This is a genomic window from Chryseobacterium lathyri (assembly GCF_019970085.1).
GTDB classification, from domain to species: Bacteria; Bacteroidota; Bacteroidia; order Flavobacteriales; family Weeksellaceae; genus Chryseobacterium; species Chryseobacterium lathyri.
The window spans coordinates 20,827-36,839 of record NZ_JAHXYG010000006.1; the positions used below are offsets into that span (position 1 = coordinate 20,827).

The following is a 16,013-nucleotide window of genomic DNA, read 5'->3' on the forward strand; positions in this document are numbered from 1 at the left end:
TTCCATAAGGCGAAAATTAACAGTAAATATTAACGCATGAAAAAGAATATCATATATCTTGTCCTTATCATCATTATCGGTGTCGTCGCTTTTGTCCCGGGAGTAAAAGAATACCTGAGAGATCAGTTCTTCCCGATCGCGACCATCGAAAATGCCGTACATGTAAGCGAAGAAGATTATGACATTGAACTGAAAGGAATCAATGTACCGAGTACCAATCTTAAAACATTTAGGAACAAACCTGTTTTCCTTAATTTCTGGGGAACATGGTGCCCGCCATGCAGAAAAGAATGGCCCAGCATTCAAAAATTATATGATTCCAGAAAGGGAAATGTAGACTTTATTCTTATTGCCATGAACGACAAGGAAGAGGATGTAAAAAAGTTTTTAAAAGAAAATAATTATTCCGTTCCTGTCTATATTGCACAAAGCCCTATTTCTGAAAAAATTCTTCCCAAAGTATTCCCTACTACTTTTCTTATTGATAAGCACGGAAGAATCATCATTAAAGAAGATGCCTCCAGAGATTGGAACACAGAAACTGTACATCAGTTCATTGACAATATCATCAAGTAATTATTTTAACTAAATTTTATAATTTATTGGTATAGAATTTGCGAAATTTACTACGTTGAAAAATTTATTAAAACTAAACACAAAATGAAATATTCAAAATTGAATCTTGCAAAAGAAGCGATCAGCCATAAAGGCTTCGTTAAAAAAATTCCTGACATCTTCAGAATGGTCAAGTTATGGAGAAAAGGAGAATACCCGATGAGATCTATCGATATCATCCTTCCTCTTCTGGGACTTTTATACGTAATTTCTCCTATTGATATACTTCCTGAATTTGCCGTTCCTGTTTTAGGAGTTATGGATGACCTGGCAGTATTGTCACTGACAATCCCAAAGCTTATCAAAGAAGTGGATAAATTTTTACTGTGGGAAGCAGAACAAAGGCTGAACGGCACTAAAATTATCGATGCAGAAATTGTAAAATAATAATTACAGAAATATTTTTAAACCATCCTGAAACATTTCAGGATGGTTTTTTATTGACAAATGGTTGATAAATTTTTAAGCCTTGTTTCAAATCATTAAATTTGCAATATCTAATAAAAAATAATGGAAAGTAAAAAAGAATTTTTCTTAGAGTGCTACAAGCTGGGCATCATCAAATTCGGAAGGTTTACCTTAAAAAGCGGTATCGAAAGTCCGTTCTATGTGGACCTGAGACCTTTGGCTTCAGATCCTAAAATCCTAAAGAATCTGGCTAATTATTTGTTGGAAATGCTTCCACTGGATAATTTTGATTTAATCTGCGGAGTGCCTTATGCAGCCCTTCCGATGGCTACTGCGATGTCTTTGGAAAGCTACATTCCATTAATTATTAAAAGAAAAGAGGCCAAAAGCTACGGAACGAAAAAACTGATCGAAGGAATTTACCAGAAAGGGCAGAACTGTCTTTTGGTGGAAGATGTGATCACTTCCGGAAAATCTCTTGTAGAGACTATTGCAGAAGTAGAGCAGGAAGATCTTAAAGTAGCTGACATCGTTGTGGTTCTTGACAGAGAGCAGGGTGGAAAACAGTTGTTGGAAAGTAAAGGATACAGAGTTCATACCCTTTTCAATATTTCAGAAGTTTGTTCTATTCTTCAGGAAAATGGAGAACTTTCTGATGAAGAAGTAAAAAGAATCCAGGATTTCCTTCAGGGAAACCATATTCAGTTTGAAGAAAAGACGAGAAGTTCTTACGAACAGAAGTTAGAGCATGCACAACATTCGGTTTCTAAAAAACTGTTGGAAACCGCTTTGGCAAAAAAATCAAATCTTATTGCCTCTGCAGATGTTACCACAACCCAGGAGCTGCTTGATCTTGCTGAAAAAGTAGGCCCTCATGTTATTGCATTAAAAACACATATCGATATCATTTCAGATTTTGAATACGAAAAAACAATTGTTCCTTTAAAAGCATTAGCTGAAAAACACCAGTTTTTATTAATGGAGGACAGAAAGTTTGCAGATATCGGTAATACACAGGAACTCCAATTCACCAGCGGCGTATTTAAAATTACAGACTGGGCAGATTTCGTTACTTCACAGGTGATCGGAGGATTTGAATCTCTGGACTGCTTCAAAAATGTAGGCGTTGTCGCAATCGTAGGAATGTCTTCCAAGGGAGCTCTCACTACGGCAAGCTATCGTGAAGAGGCTCTGAAAGTAGCACTGTCACATCCAAATGTGATCGGAGGAGTATCACAAAATCAGATTCCTGAAGAGCTGTTACTTTTTACTCCGGGTGTTAATCTTGCAGATTCAGGGGACGGAAAAGGACAACAGTACAATACTCCTGAACATGTTTTCAAAATGCTTCACTCCGACTTCATCATCGTAGGAAGAGGAATTTATAAGGCTGAAGATCCTGAAACCGCTGCCATTACTTATAAAAATGAGGGCTGGAATGCGTATGTTAATTCTTTGCGAAAAAACGTTTTTCAGGGCTAAAATCCTGCTGGATATATTCAAAATAAGTTTATATTTGGGCTTTATCACAGGATTTTGAAAAAGATTACGACTTGCCTTGTTTTGTTTTGGGGAATTGTACAGGTTTCCGGGCAAAAAGACAGTATATACATTGAAGCTAAATTATCTACCGACAGAAAGACGCTGGAGGTTAACCAGGAAATTGTGTATTACAATCATTCCGACAAAGACCTGCAATCGGTAAAGCTTCTCAATTGGGTTGTCGCTTATAACAAAAAAGGAACATCACTGGTATACAGAAAGCTGGAAGACAGGAATAGTGATCTTCATTTTGCAAAAAATAATCAGCTGGGTACACTTCTGGATTTGCAAATTAAAAATTCTGCACAGCCTGTTTCAGTGAATTCCACATCGGATGAGAATCTTTTTCTTCCCCTGAAAGAGGCTTTAAAGCCTGGCGAAAGTGTCAAATTACAGCTTCAGTATAAAATGCACCTTCCCGATAAGAAATTTACGGGTTATGGTACTTCAGATAAAATCACTGCATTAAAATATTTCTTTATTGTTCCGGATCATTTTGATCCGGACAATATTTCCAAAAGAAACTATCATGATATTGAGGAATCGGTAAGCTTCAATACTTTCTGGACCGTCAATTTTGACCTTCCTCCTAACAGTTTTATAGAAAGTAATCTGCTACAGATCCAGATGAATGCATTTAAAGGTTACCTTGATTCTGATCCTGAATTTGTAATCTCGCAGAACGGGCTACCTTCTATAAAAGTAAATGTGGATGGAGCCGATACCGAGATCAAGTTCGGTTATAATCTAAAACCGGAAGAAAAACAAAATCTTGAATTTTACCTGCCCCTGCATTTGAAGTTCATCAAAGAAAAAATAGGATTCCTTCCAAAAAACCTCTTTATTTCGGAAAAATTTAAATCTTCGGAAGATTTTTTCGGGAGTAATGATATCTCTTTCTGGAAATTCAGATTTCAGCTGTTCACTGACTCCGAAAAAACAGATCTTGATTATTTTGGAATCATTGCAAAAAAAATACTTGACGAAAGCATTATTGCGGATAAACAGAAAGATCACTGGTTTAAAAACGGTTTGAAATCTTACCTGGAAATCCAGTATCTCCAAAAGTTCTATAAGGAAACCAAGCTATTGGGCACGCTTCCGGAAACCCGTATTTTTGGGGTAAAGCCATTAAAATTATTCCATGCATCCAAAGTAAAATTGATTGACCGTTACGGACTGGCCTATCAATACATCATGTCCCAGAACCTGGACCAGAAGATCAGCGAGAACTTTACGGTTTTGAGCAACTTTAATGACATGGCGGTCAGCAGTTTTGAAACGGGAAGCCTTTTTAATTATACTGCCGAAAAAATGGGGTATGATCAGTTCAATAATATTCTTAAAGATTATATTTCCAAAAATACAGACAAGAAAATTGAACCGGAGGAATTTCTTAAAGAACTCGCTGAAAAAGACAAAACATCAGGATATCTCACCAATTTTTTAAAACAAAAAAACAGGGCTAACTTCAGACTGAAAAATGTCAGAAAACAGGATGATTCTTTGAATATCAAAATTGGTAAAAATATAGATTCTCCTATTCCTGTACAGCTTGAAACGCAGACCAGCGAAGGCGAGGTAAAATCTTATTGGGTAGAAACAAAAGAAAACGAAAGAATCACCAATTTTGCTCTTCCTGCTTCGGAAGATATCCACAAAGTGACTCTAAACTCGGATTATATTTTCCCCGAATCTAAATACCGGGATAATTTTTTATATGCAAAAGGTTTTTTTTCAAATGCAAAAAAAATAAAATTTAAACTTATCAAGGATATTCCAAATCCTGAATACAACGAAGTATACATCAGTCCAAGGGTACGTTTTAATAATACATATGATAAATTCCTTTTGGGTGTTAACTTAAAAAACCAATCTTTTTTCGATCAGAAGTTCTTGTACTCATTTACACCTACTTACAGTACAGGAACCGGAAAACTAACCGGATCAGGTGCTATCTCCTACTCTTTCCTTCCGGCCGAAGGTGTTTTCAGAAGTATTACTTTTGGAGTATCAGGTTCTTATTTCCATTATGATTACGGACTGGCTTACAGGAAAGGTTCCATATTTTCCAATTTCAACTTCAGGAAAAATCCAAGAAGTACGGTAAGCAGAAGCTTGGGTTTTTCTTATAATTATTTAGAAAGGGATCTCAGTCCTAAAATGATCGCTAACAAAGATTATGACAAATATAATCTCTGGAGCGCAGGCTATGGGTATAGCGACAGCCAGATGATCCATGAAAAAAGCTTAAGCTTAAGCACTCAGGGTATGGAAGATTTCAATAAAATAACTGCTGAAGGCTTTTACAGATGGGAATTTGCTCCAAAGCAAAAGTTAAGCGTTAGATTATTTGCCGGTTATTTTATAAGAAACGAGACCCGGAATAATACGTTCAACTATGGAATCTCAAGGGTATCCAATTATTCTTTCTCTTACAATCTGTTGGGGGAAAGTGCTAACAGTGGTCTTCTGTCACAGCAGTTTATCCTGGCTGACGGAGGTTTTAAATCCTTCATCCCGGGATCTGTTAATCAGTGGATTACTTCTTTTAATGTAGATTCCAGCGTTTGGAAGATATTTCATGTGTATGCAGACGCAGGGATCTATAAAAATAAAAACCGCCCTGCAGAGTTTATCTGGGACAGTGGTATTAAAGTAAAGCTTATTCCTGATTTCCTTGAAATATATTTCCCGATCCAGTCCTCCTTAGGCTTTGAACCTTCTTTCAAGGATTACGCAAAACGCATCAGATATACTTTAGTACTTAATCTCGGTGCGGTTATCAATGCTGCGAGAAGGGGATGGTATTAAAATAAAAAAGCAACTGTAAAACAGCTGCTTCTTTTAACATGTTATATTGAAAACTAACTTTTGCTTTAAATTAAACTTCATTGAATACAAAGTATTGTTTTAATGAATTCTTCTTTTTTCTATTTAGTACACATCAAATACAATACCACAAAAATTAAAATATTCAAAAAAATACACGATATCCATCTTTAAATATTAAAGAAAATTCCAGATTGAATATGATTATAAAAAAGCTCCGGCCATTTCTGCGAAATGGCCGGAGCTCATATTAATAAAGAAACTAAAATTAGTCTTTTAAAATTTTCTGAGATACAGGCTCGTTATTTACTGTTCCTGTAACGATATAGTTTCCTTTTGCCAGTTCAGCGACGTTTACACTACCATTTTCTTTTACAGAAGCAGATTTAACTACCTGTCCAAACATATTGTAAACTTTCACATCCTTCACATCAGCTCCGAAAGTAATTTCATCGCTTTTCACAAAAGTGTTTTTTACAAAGTTTTCTGCTTTTGCATTCTTAATATCTGAAACAGCCAACGTTGTTGAAGCATATGTTCTTGCAATCAGATTATCAATACTGATATTTCCCGTTCCTGAAGTAGCAGACCCTGCTTGTCTAATTGCCACAGAAGCTAATTGAGTTGCAGCAGCAGATGTACCGGTACTATTCGACAATAATGGTTGTGAATTGATCAGTAATGTTCCTACATTCGTTGAAGGAGTTACGCTATTATCAACAGTATAAGTAACCGTAATATTTGCAGGAGTTCCGTAAGGAATTTCAGTACCATAAGTAGGAGTTGCAGTACCTCCGGAATTATTTAAAACTCCAAGCGTATATCCTGTTGCGCTTCCTTTAATATAAAGTCTTCCGTAAAAAAATGTCACTGATGTACCTGCCGTACCACCAAACATTAAGAAATAGTCCCCAGTAGTAGTAAGTCCTGTTGCACTTGCAACATTAATTGTAGCAGAATAATCAGCTTTGTTAACTATACCGGCACCCATAATGTAAGGAGTAGAAAATGCTTTATTTGCATCTTCTGCATTTCCTGCTACTAAATTAACTACACTTCCATTCGCCATAAGCGTACCTGTAGTTCCGCTATGTGCAACCCATCCGTTTGCAGTAAGAGCTCCTGTATAGTTAAAATTATCTGTAAGTACAGTAGTTTGTGCATTTACAAAACTAATAGCAGATGCTATTCCCAAGATAGTAAAGATTTTTTTCATTATAAAAAGTTTTAAATTTATGAGTTAAAAGTACAAAAAACCATCACTATATAAAAGTGGCAAGACATAATTAACAATTAATTAAAGTCAATTTTTTAACAATCTTTCGGGAAACCTTACTACCATTACTATTTCCTATTGTGAAATAAATCTCTTGTCAAAGACTTATTGTGCTTTAAGTTGCATTTTCGGTAATTAATAAAGATTTAACAAACGTATAAAAAATTAATGATTGCGAAATTTGAGTATCAATAATCTACATGATAAAATCATCAGTAATTTTCAGGGATTTACAATAATTAGATTAAATTTCTGTTAATAATGCTAAACCCCGTTCCGTTAACATTTTTTAGTTATTTTTACGAATTATTTTAAAACACTTGCGCAATCTTTTTCTTCTGATCGGTTTGTTTTTCATGGGCATATTTTCGGCCCATGCGCAAATATTTTCGTGGAAAAATCCAAATATTCCTGAAGACAGTATTAAAAAAGACAGCATCCTTGCAGCCCGTTTTGAACAGGATATTTTCGCAAAAGACACTCTGGATTTTGTAAAAACCAACAACAAAATAATCGTAGATGAGGCAGTACTTGTCAAAAACGACAAAAAAAGATTTTTAGGAGAGCTGAACTCTAAAGGCTCCATCATTCGTGGAATTACATTCGGTAACAACCAGGGACAATCTGTACAGAGTTCAATGGATCTTCAGATTTCCGGAAGGCTTTCTAAGGATGTGACTATTTTAGCAAGTATTTCGGATCATAACCTTCCGATTCAGGCTGATGGCTATACACAAACCCTGGAAGAGTTTGACAAGATTTATATGCAGCTGAATATTAAGGATAAATCGATCCTCAGAGCTGGGCATCTTGATCTTGTAGAATCGAAAAATTATTTTGCAAAATTCCAGAGACGAAGCATGGGGCTTGAGTTTCAGACTGAATTCGGAAAGGATAACAAAACCTTTATAGATGTTTCCATGGGGGTTGCACGAAGTGAATTTCACAGGGTCCGTTTTCAGGGAGTGGAAGGCAACCAGGGCCCCTACCGTTTAACCGGGAAGAATGGTGAGCAGTTTATCACCCTTATTTCCGGCTCCGAGCAGGTGTTTATTGATGGTATTTTAATGAAGCGTGGTGAAAACCAGGATTATGTCATTAATTATAATACCGGAGAGGTAACCTTTACCAGCTTCCGTCCGATTTTTCAGCAGAATTTTATTACAATTTCATATAATTATACGAACAGGAATTACTCCCGATATTTATTTACCGGAAAAGTAGAACATCAGAGAGAGAAGTTTAAAGTAGGAATGAACTGGTTCATGGAAAATGACAACAAAAATGCTCCCCTTTCTTTAAATCTTTCCAAAGAAGACGAACAGATCCTTGCCGATGCCGGTAATGACCCCAATCTGATGTATGCACCATCAGGAGTAGTTACTCCATATGATGTTAATAAAATTCTGTATCGCTTAAATCCAGCCGGAAATTTCTACGAGTTTTCAACAGATCAGAATGAAACACTTTATCAGGTTTCTTTTACTTATTTTGGTATTAATCAGGGGGATTACAAAATTACACAGACAACTAATAACGGCCGTGTTTTTGAGTATGTCGGGAATAATATGGGAGATTATAAAGCGGTAAGAAAACTTCCTTCCCCTCAGAAATCGCAGGTGTATTCAGTAAATTCCGAATATCTTTTAAAAGAGGGTAAAATTGGGGCTGATTTTTCACTGAGCAATTATGATCTGAATTTATTTTCTTCAAAAGATGCCGCTCAAAACATTGGATACGCATGGCGTATTTTCGGAAATAAAAGTTTTACAAAAAATAACTGGAAAGGAACTCCGAGTTTTGAATATCAATATATAGACAAGCAGTTTCATATTCTTGACCGTATCAATGATGTAGAATTCTCGAGAGATTTTAACCTGGTACAGGAATTCAGCCAGAGAACTCAAAACAGGTTTATATTCAGCTTTTTAAATAAATGGAACAATAAATCTACTCTGAATTACCGCGTAAACTACCTGGATGAACAGGATACCTACAAAGGGATAAAAAATGATCTTGATCTTAGCTGGATCACAGGAAAGTTCTTTACAAAAGGAAACTTGTCATACCTTAATACGAATGCTACACTTCAGGACACGAAATTCATCCGGGGTGGAGTTTCTACAGAATTTACCGGTAAAAAAGGAAGCTGGGCTATCGGAGGAAGCATGGAACATAATGAGAAGAAGTATAATGATACGCAGCTCATGGATGTTACCAGTTTCAGCTGGAAAGAGATCTTTGTTCAGAAAAAGATCGGTGACAGTACACGCACAAAGCTTCTTGCAAAAGTGTATATGAGAGATAACGACTCTGTACGAAACAACAGGCTGGAAAGTATGAATAATATCCTGGGAATTATGGCAGAAAGCCAGCTGATCAAAACCGAAAGAACTACTTTAAATGCTTTGATACATTATAGAAAATTCTTTTACCAGAATGATGAAGCTGACATGACCCGAAATAATGATTTCGTAGTCGGGAATATTCTATATAACCAGCAATTATTCAGAAACGGAATGCGCCTGCAGGCATTTTATGAACTTGGAAACGGACAGGAAGCCCAAAGGGAATTCCAGTATCTTAAGGTAACAGACGGACAGGGTGTTTATAAATGGACCGATTATAACGGAGACGGCATCCAGCAACTCGATGAATTCGAAATTGCTGAATATTCTGACTTAGCACAATATATCAGGATTTACACCAATTCTGTACGCTATATTCCTTCCAATAAAAATAAAATTCAGCTGGCATTATTCGTTAATCCGTCGATAGTTTTCAATTCTGAAAATGCATTTTTAAAACGATGGAATTTTAATGTTTCGTTGAATTCACAAAACTCTTTTTACAAAAAGGACAAGGTTCTGGTACTGAATCCTTTTGAAAAAAACAGCGATCAGATCTTAAAAAACCAGAATATTCTGGCCTCTGTCCAGTTTAATCCAACTGAAAAATCCGGCTGGAACGGAAACTACCGTTTTATTACCAATGATAACCTCATCAATGCCAATTTCAGTAATGAAGAACGTGAGCAGGTTTCCCATTTCATCAATATTGGATATTGGTTTAACAAGGAATTCAGAGTTGATTGGGAAAATTCGATTCACGATCTTAAAAATTCATCCCAGCTATTTGCCACAAGGGATTACCGTTTGAATAATATTGAAACCAAACCGAAGGCCACCTATAAATTTACAGATGCTATACAGGCTGAACTTTCTTCTGCTTACCGTCAGAAAAAAAGAATAGATGGTGAAGAGCTCCTGAAAGCTTTTGATGTGACAGGAACCATTCAGTGGGAACGCAGAAAAACTTCGATCAGGGGAAATTTCTCTTTCATCAATAATGATTTTACCGGAAACAATTTCAGTATTGTAGGAAACCAGATGCTGGACGGTCTTAAACCCGGCAAAAACCAGGTATGGAGTGTTTTTATTCAGCAGGCGATCAACTCTTTCCTTCAGCTTAATTTAAATTATGAGGGAAGGAATTCCGGAGACAGGACCATTCACATCGGAAGTATGCAGGTGAAGGCGAGTTTCTAATTAAGTAAGGGAGTTTGAGGGTATGAGTGTTTGTAGGTGGGAATTTAGTTACTGGTTGCAGGGCTTTTGTTATCATCTCATTTCCTATCTTTTGTCTGAAATTTAATATCTGTTATTTAAACCTTACCATTCACTTGTGAAGCAAAAACTCACTATTCACATCAATTTTTTTCAAATAGATATCCATCATTTACAGTCATAGATATTATCATATTTTCAAATGTTTATAATTTCGTAAATTTGCCGCATGGTAAAAATAGGCAATATAGAACTGCCGGAATTTCCGCTTTTGCTGGCTCCGATGGAAGATGTAAGTGATCCTCCGTTCAGACGCCTGTGCAAGATGCACGGGGCAGATCTGATGTATTCAGAATTCATTTCTTCTGAAGGCTTGATTCGTGATGCAATGAAGAGCCGTAAGAAGCTGGATATTTTCGATTATGAAAGACCGGTTGGTATTCAGATCTTTGGTGGAGACGAAGAGGCGATGGCGATGTCTGCAAGGATTGTAGAGACGGTAAACCCGGATCTCGTGGATATTAATTTCGGATGCCCTGTAAAGAAAGTAGTTTGTAAAGGAGCAGGAGCGGGAGTTCTTAAGGATATTGACCTTATGGTACGCCTTACCAAAGCTGTTGTAAGTTCTACTCATCTGCCGGTAACGGTTAAAACCCGTCTGGGATGGGACAGCACCAGTATTAATATAGATGAAGTGGCAGAACGTTTACAGGAAACCGGTATCAAAGCTTTAACGATACATGCCAGAACGCGTGCACAGATGTACAAGGGCGAAGCGGACTGGGAGCATATTTCCAGGATAAAACAAAATCCTAATATTGAGATTCCTATTTTCGGAAACGGCGATATTGATTCTCCGGAAAAAGCCCTGGAATACAAACAAAAATATGCATGCGACGGGATTATGATCGGTCGTGCAGCAATTGGGTATCCTTGGATTTTTAATGAGATTAAACATTTTTTCAAAACAGGAGAGCACCTTCCGGAGCCCGTTATTGCAGACCGCTTACTTGCTGTCCGCCAGCACGCAGAATGGAGTGCGGAATGGAAAGGTGAAAAATTGGGTCTTATTGAAATGAGACAGCATTACAGCAATTATTTCCGAGGAGTTCCTCATTTCAAAGAATTTAGAAAAAAATTCCTTGAGGTATTTACTTTGGAAGAAATGGATGCTTTGATTAAAGAGACGCAACAGTTCTACGAAGAATACCCGGCACAGGTATAAAATAAAAAAACCATCAGATTGATGGTTTTTTTATTTTTAATATCCTCCTGATGAAGATTCGTTTTTTATTAAATTCAAAGCTGAAGAGGTTCCTATTCTTTTCACTCCCATGCTGATCATTTTCTCGGCATCTTCGGGGGTTCTTACTCCTCCGGCTGCTTTTACAGGAAGCTTTCCTGCGTTATCCAGCATGATTTTTATGCCTTCAAACGTTGCTCCGTTCGGTTTTCCGTCTTCTGTTTGGTAAAAACCTGTAGAAGATTTTACAAAAATGTTCGGCAGATCATTTTCGGAGAAGTTTTCTACCGACCAATCTGAAATATTTTTAGTAAAATCCGCAATCTGTACATCCGTTAATGCCGCAATTTCAATGATCCATTTTACGATCTTCTGATTCTGCAGAGCAAGTTTTGTACATTTTACAAACTCGTCTTTTACCAGGGCAAGATCTCCTTTGAGATAAGCATTATAATTAACAACAAAATCGAGTTCATCTGCTCCGTCTTCAATTGCTTTTGATGCTTCAGCAAGTTTCTCGTCCACAGTATAAGTTCCTTCATGAAAACCTATTACGGTGCCCACTGCAACATTTGAATGTCTTTCCTGAATATACTTTTTGATATCGGCTACATAATCCGGACGGATCATTACGGCAAAAATACCATGGTCTATGGCCTCCTGCGCAAGCTTTTTATCTATCTGTAATGTTTCTTCGTTTGAAATTCCTGACTGTTCGGGTGTTTTCAAATAGGTTGAATCCAAATATTGGGCAATCTTCATAATCTTTATACTTTCAGTTGTCTGTAAATACCTTGTTCCAAAGATATGAAAGTTTCTGTTCTTGTCACTCCTTTCAGCTTCTGAAGTTTGTTCAGGATCTGCATAAGATGGTCATTGTCTTTACAAAGAACCTTTAAGAATATGGTGTAATTTCCCGTTGTATAATGGGCTTCCACTACCTCATTCACTTCTTGCAGAGATTTTACAACCTCCGGATAGTGGCTGGGCTGGTCCAGAAACATTCCGATATACGAAATTACTTTATATCCGATTTTTTTAGGATTAAGGAATGAAATGGAGTTTTCAATAACTCCCGCATGCTCGAGTTTTTTAATTCTCTGATGTACTGCTGTTGTGGAAATTCCAACATTTTTTGAAATGTGGGCTAAAGACGTTTTAGCATTATCCATCAGCATGTAAATGATTTCTTTGTCAATCGAGTCTAAATGATAACTTGTGTTACTTGAATTTTTCATTTTCTACTTATTATTTATGTTTTTGTTTCTTCAAACTTTACAAAAACCGGAAAGTGATCGCTGTATCCGCCCAAATACCGGGTACCGGCATAGGTTCGGAAGGGACGTCCTTCAAAATTTTTCACCTGGCTGCTTATTTTTTCAGAATTAAAAATATGGGCACTCTGAAAATTCAAAGCATCATTTTCAAAAAGGGATTTTGACATGATGATCTGATCATACAACAGTCCAGACTTATAATGAAAAGTAGAATAATTTCTTGTATTAAACAATTCTTGAAAAGGGTTTACCAGGACCTTCTCGTGCTTATTGTCGTAGAGAATTTTTACTAAATTTTCATCATCAGGGTTTTCGTTAAAATCACCACACAATATTACATGTTCTTTTTCGCTATCTACAATTTTCAGAATCCGGTTATGGATCTCATTAAGAATAAAGTCTCTTTTGGGCTTATTAATATCTTTTTCTCGCTTAGAGGGAAGGTGGGCGATAAAAACATTAATAACAGTTTCTTTATATCTAATTTTAGAAAAAAGTACATCTCTGGTTGTGTCGTAATTCTCTGTGTTTTTTCTGTTTATAATTTCAAAGAAGAAGGTAATAGTTTCTGAGTCTATGATCTCTACTTTGGCTTTATGATATAACATGGCTACATCTACCTTTCTCTCATCCATAGAATTGTAATGTACAATTCCATATTCTGAATTAAAAGGTTCCATTTCCACCAGGTCTTCTAAAACTTTCCTTCCGGAAACTTCAGAAAGTCCAATTAAAAATGGGAGATCACCATTTTCCTCCTTCATTAATTGAAAAACGTGTGAAATTTTAAAAAGCTTATTCCTATATCTTCTTTCATCCCAACCTTTCAAGCCTGATTTTGTAGGATCTAACCGGTGAAGAGGCTTCGGGTCAGGTAAAAATAAATTTTCAACATTATAAAAAGAGAACATCTCCATCTGCAAAATTTGCTATCTTAAAATTATCAATTTCTTTTTCGTTGTAAATTTATTATTTTTTTTCAAATTTCATTAATTTATTTATAATATTTTCATCTTAATATTATGTAAGCAATATAAAATATTTAACAAAAAATATCAATAAAAATGCTTTTATAAAGTCAAATTATTAAGCATTTAAATTTATCAACACAAAAAATAAAACTAAAATAATATATAGTTATCCGATTAACACGAAAAAATTTTTAGTCTTTATAAGATATGATGGATAATTTTCACTTATTTCCACTTTACATCAATTCTTATTCTATTTTATCATCAAAATTTCAGAAACGTGAAAAAAAATTGTTTTTTTTACAGTTTTGTGTTATTTTTTTTAGAGCAAATCAGGACGTTTTTCCTGTGTGATCCTTACAGCTTCTTCATGACGCCATTCTTCTATCTGAGCAAAGTTTCCGCTTAGTAATACCTTTGGCACCTCCAGTCCTTTATAAACTTCAGGTCTTGTATAAATAGGCGGCGACAGAAGATCATCCTGAAAACTGTCTGTAAGAGCACTCTGCTCATCATTCAATACTCCGGGAACCAATCTTATAATAGAGTCCGCAAGAACACATGCTGCCAGCTCACCCCCTGTAAGTACATAGTCGCCAATTGAAATTTCTTTGGTAATGTGAAGGTCACGAACTCTCTGATCGATACCTTTATAGTGACCGCAAAGGAAGATCAGATTATTTTTTATGGAAAGGGTATTGGCAATTTTCTGGTTTAAGGTGATACCATCCGGCGTAAGATAAATTACTTCGTCATATTCTCTCTGGGATTTAAGATCAGAAATACATTTATCCAGCGGTTCTATCATCATTACCATTCCAGCTCCGCCTCCATAGGGTTCATCGTCAATCTGTCTGTGCTTATTGATGGCCCAGTCCCTCAGGTGATGGAAATGAACTTCTACTAAACCTTTATCCATTGCCCTTCTTAAAATAGAAGTCTGAAACGGACTTTCCATTAATTCGGGAAGCACGCTTATTATATCAATTCTCATTGTAATGTATCGTTTTTCTTATTAGGTGAAATAATTAATCTTAAAGAAGAATCTTTGTTGAAGTAGCTCCACATCCAGTTGAAAAAGACCGCAAGCTTATTTCTTACGCTCAGGATCAGCATGAGGTGAAGGAACATCCAGAAATACCAGGCCAGAAACCCCTGGAACTTCATAAACGGAAGATCTACCACAGCCCTGTGTTTTCCAATGGTTGCCAGAGAGCCCTGATCTTTATATTCATACTCTACCCAGTCATTGGTATTCTTCTTCAGGAAATTTTTACCTAAATTTTTTGCTTGATTAATGGCCACGTTTGCAACCTGAGGATGCCCCTTCGGATATTTTGGTGTTTCCATATAGGCAATATCCCCAACTGCGTAAATATTGTCGTAACCTTTTATTTTATTAAACCGATCTACTATATATCTGTTTTTCACTAATTTTTCTTCCGGAAATCCACCCACCACATTTCCTGTAACACCTGCTGCCCAGATTACATTATTGGACGGAATATCTTTTCCGCTCTTTGTGTATACCTTATTACCGTCGTAATCCGTAACAACTTCTCCGCTTAGAAATGTAACACCAAGATCCTTAAGGTATTTTTCAGATTTTTCCTGTGCTTCACTGCTCATTACAGCAAGCGGTTTTTCTGTGGAGCTTACCAAAATGATCTTAAGCTGATCAAAATTCATGTATGGATAATCTCTGGGAAGAATTTCTTTTTTCATCTCGGCAAAAGCTCCTGCCAGCTCTACACCAGTAGGTCCGCTTCCGACAATAACAATATTCCAGTTGCCGTCATCACTTCTGCTTTTTTCAAGAATAAGCTTTTCAAAGGTCATCAGTACATGATTTCTGATGCTTATTGCTTCCTGGGTATTTTTCATCCCGAAAGCCCTCGATTCCATGTCTTTGTTTCCAAAGAAATTGGTTTTGCACCCTGTAGCGATGACCAGTTTATCATAGGTAAACTCTGCTTCATCCGTGATCACCTTATTGTTGGCAGGATCAATTTCTTTAACTTCGGTAAGGCGAAACTGTGTATTCCTGGATTGCTGAAAAATCTTCCGGAAAGGGAAAGAAATATTGGATGGTTCTATCCTCCCGCATGCAACCTGATAAAAAAGCGGCTGAAACATATGATGATTCACCCGGTCCAGAACAATTACTTTTTTATTTCTGTTATTCAATGTTTTAGCAAGCTGCAGCCCCGCAAAGCCCCCTCCTATGATGATGATCTTTTCGCGTGTTTCCATAATACACAAATTTACTGATTTTATTTAGCA

Annotated in this window: 12 protein-coding genes; 6 read left to right on the forward strand and 6 right to left on the reverse strand. The window is 36.4% G+C overall.

What is annotated here, in order from left to right; translation table 11 throughout:
* The first annotated feature begins 36 nt into the window (after nt 1-36).
* The 4 genes from LC418_RS18465 to LC418_RS18480 all read left to right on the forward strand — a co-directional run bounded on the left by LC418_RS18465 (nt 37) and on the right by LC418_RS18480 (nt 5,379).
* A complete protein-coding gene (locus tag LC418_RS18465; RefSeq protein WP_223560222.1) occupies nt 37-576 on the forward strand; it encodes a TlpA family protein disulfide reductase in 540 nt (179 codons plus the stop codon).
* A gap of 84 nt (nt 577-660) precedes the next feature.
* Entirely contained in the window at nt 661-1,002 is a 342-nt protein-coding gene (locus LC418_RS18470; protein WP_111955123.1) for a YkvA family protein, read from the forward strand.
* Between the two features lie 123 nt (nt 1,003-1,125).
* Nucleotides 1,126-2,505, forward strand: coding sequence for an orotidine-5'-phosphate decarboxylase (gene pyrF, locus LC418_RS18475; RefSeq protein ID WP_223560223.1), 1,380 nt, complete (start codon nt 1,126-1,128; stop codon nt 2,503-2,505).
* A 54-nt stretch (nt 2,506-2,559) separates the two neighbouring features.
* Nucleotides 2,560-5,379 (forward strand): aminopeptidase, encoded by a 2,820-nt coding sequence (locus tag LC418_RS18480; protein WP_223560224.1) that lies wholly within the window; start codon nt 2,560-2,562, stop codon nt 5,377-5,379.
* 286 nt (nt 5,380-5,665) lie between these two features.
* On the opposite strand, the gene LC418_RS18485 is transcribed toward LC418_RS18480, so the two are convergent.
* Nucleotides 5,666-6,613, reverse strand: a complete 948-nt coding sequence (locus tag LC418_RS18485; protein ID WP_223560225.1) for a T9SS type A sorting domain-containing protein — start codon at nt 6,611-6,613, stop codon at nt 5,666-5,668.
* Nucleotides 6,614-7,029: 416 nt separating this feature from the next.
* Between LC418_RS18485 and LC418_RS18490 the strand changes: the two genes are divergently transcribed.
* Nucleotides 7,030-10,221 (forward strand): hypothetical protein, encoded by a 3,192-nt coding sequence (locus LC418_RS18490; RefSeq protein WP_223560429.1) that lies wholly within the window; start codon nt 7,030-7,032, stop codon nt 10,219-10,221.
* Nucleotides 10,222-10,468: 247 nt separating this feature from the next.
* Entirely contained in the window at nt 10,469-11,464 is a 996-nt protein-coding gene (dusB, locus tag LC418_RS18495) for a tRNA dihydrouridine synthase DusB (RefSeq protein WP_111955133.1), read from the forward strand.
* Between the two features lie 36 nt (nt 11,465-11,500).
* Here the strand turns inward: dusB and deoC are convergent, their stop codons facing one another.
* From deoC to LC418_RS18520, 5 genes are all read right to left on the reverse strand, one after another.
* Nucleotides 11,501-12,247 carry a deoxyribose-phosphate aldolase gene (deoC, locus tag LC418_RS18500; RefSeq protein WP_420837290.1) on the reverse strand — a complete coding sequence of 249 codons (747 nt, stop codon included), beginning with the start codon at nt 12,245-12,247 and terminating at the stop codon, nt 11,501-11,503.
* Between the two features lie 2 nt (nt 12,248-12,249).
* The gene (locus LC418_RS18505; protein WP_111955137.1) at nt 12,250-12,720 is read right to left on the reverse strand and encodes an Lrp/AsnC ligand binding domain-containing protein; all 471 of its coding nucleotides are present in this window, start codon (nt 12,718-12,720) and stop codon (nt 12,250-12,252) included.
* A gap of 14 nt (nt 12,721-12,734) precedes the next feature.
* Nucleotides 12,735-13,676: an endonuclease/exonuclease/phosphatase family protein gene (locus LC418_RS18510; RefSeq protein ID WP_223560227.1), complete on the reverse strand. Its 942-nt coding sequence runs from the start codon at nt 13,674-13,676 to the stop codon at nt 12,735-12,737.
* Nucleotides 13,677-14,052: 376 nt separating this feature from the next.
* Nucleotides 14,053-14,724 carry a tRNA (guanosine(37)-N1)-methyltransferase TrmD gene (gene trmD / locus LC418_RS18515; protein WP_111955141.1) on the reverse strand — a complete coding sequence of 224 codons (672 nt, stop codon included), beginning with the start codon at nt 14,722-14,724 and terminating at the stop codon, nt 14,053-14,055.
* A complete protein-coding gene (locus LC418_RS18520) occupies nt 14,721-15,983 on the reverse strand; it encodes an NAD(P)/FAD-dependent oxidoreductase (RefSeq protein ID WP_111955143.1) in 1,263 nt (420 codons plus the stop codon). The genes trmD and LC418_RS18520 overlap by 4 nt, the downstream gene beginning before the upstream one ends.
* Nucleotides 15,984-16,013: the final 30 nt, after the last annotated feature.

What these genes read in the sequence shown, in the direction of transcription:
- LC418_RS18465 (WP_223560222.1), top strand. Translation starts at nt 37, where the DNA reads ATGAAAAAGAATATCATATATCTTGTCCTTATCATCATTATCGGTGTC.
- LC418_RS18470 (WP_111955123.1), top strand. Translation starts at nt 661, where the DNA reads ATGAAATATTCAAAATTGAATCTTGCAAAAGAAGCGATCAGCCATAAA.
- pyrF (WP_223560223.1), top strand. Translation starts at nt 1,126, where the DNA reads ATGGAAAGTAAAAAAGAATTTTTCTTAGAGTGCTACAAGCTGGGCATC.
- LC418_RS18485 (WP_223560225.1), bottom strand. Translation starts at nt 6,613, where the DNA reads ATGAAAAAAATCTTTACTATCTTGGGAATAGCATCTGCTATTAGTTTT.
- LC418_RS18490 (WP_223560429.1), top strand. Translation starts at nt 7,030, where the DNA reads ATGGGCATATTTTCGGCCCATGCGCAAATATTTTCGTGGAAAAATCCA.
- dusB (WP_111955133.1), top strand. Translation starts at nt 10,469, where the DNA reads ATGGTAAAAATAGGCAATATAGAACTGCCGGAATTTCCGCTTTTGCTG.
- LC418_RS18505 (WP_111955137.1), bottom strand. Translation starts at nt 12,720, where the DNA reads ATGAAAAATTCAAGTAACACAAGTTATCATTTAGACTCGATTGACAAA.
- LC418_RS18510 (WP_223560227.1), bottom strand. Translation starts at nt 13,676, where the DNA reads ATGGAGATGTTCTCTTTTTATAATGTTGAAAATTTATTTTTACCTGAC.
- trmD (WP_111955141.1), bottom strand. Translation starts at nt 14,724, where the DNA reads ATGAGAATTGATATAATAAGCGTGCTTCCCGAATTAATGGAAAGTCCG.
- LC418_RS18520 (WP_111955143.1), bottom strand. Translation starts at nt 15,983, where the DNA reads ATGGAAACACGCGAAAAGATCATCATCATAGGAGGGGGCTTTGCGGGG.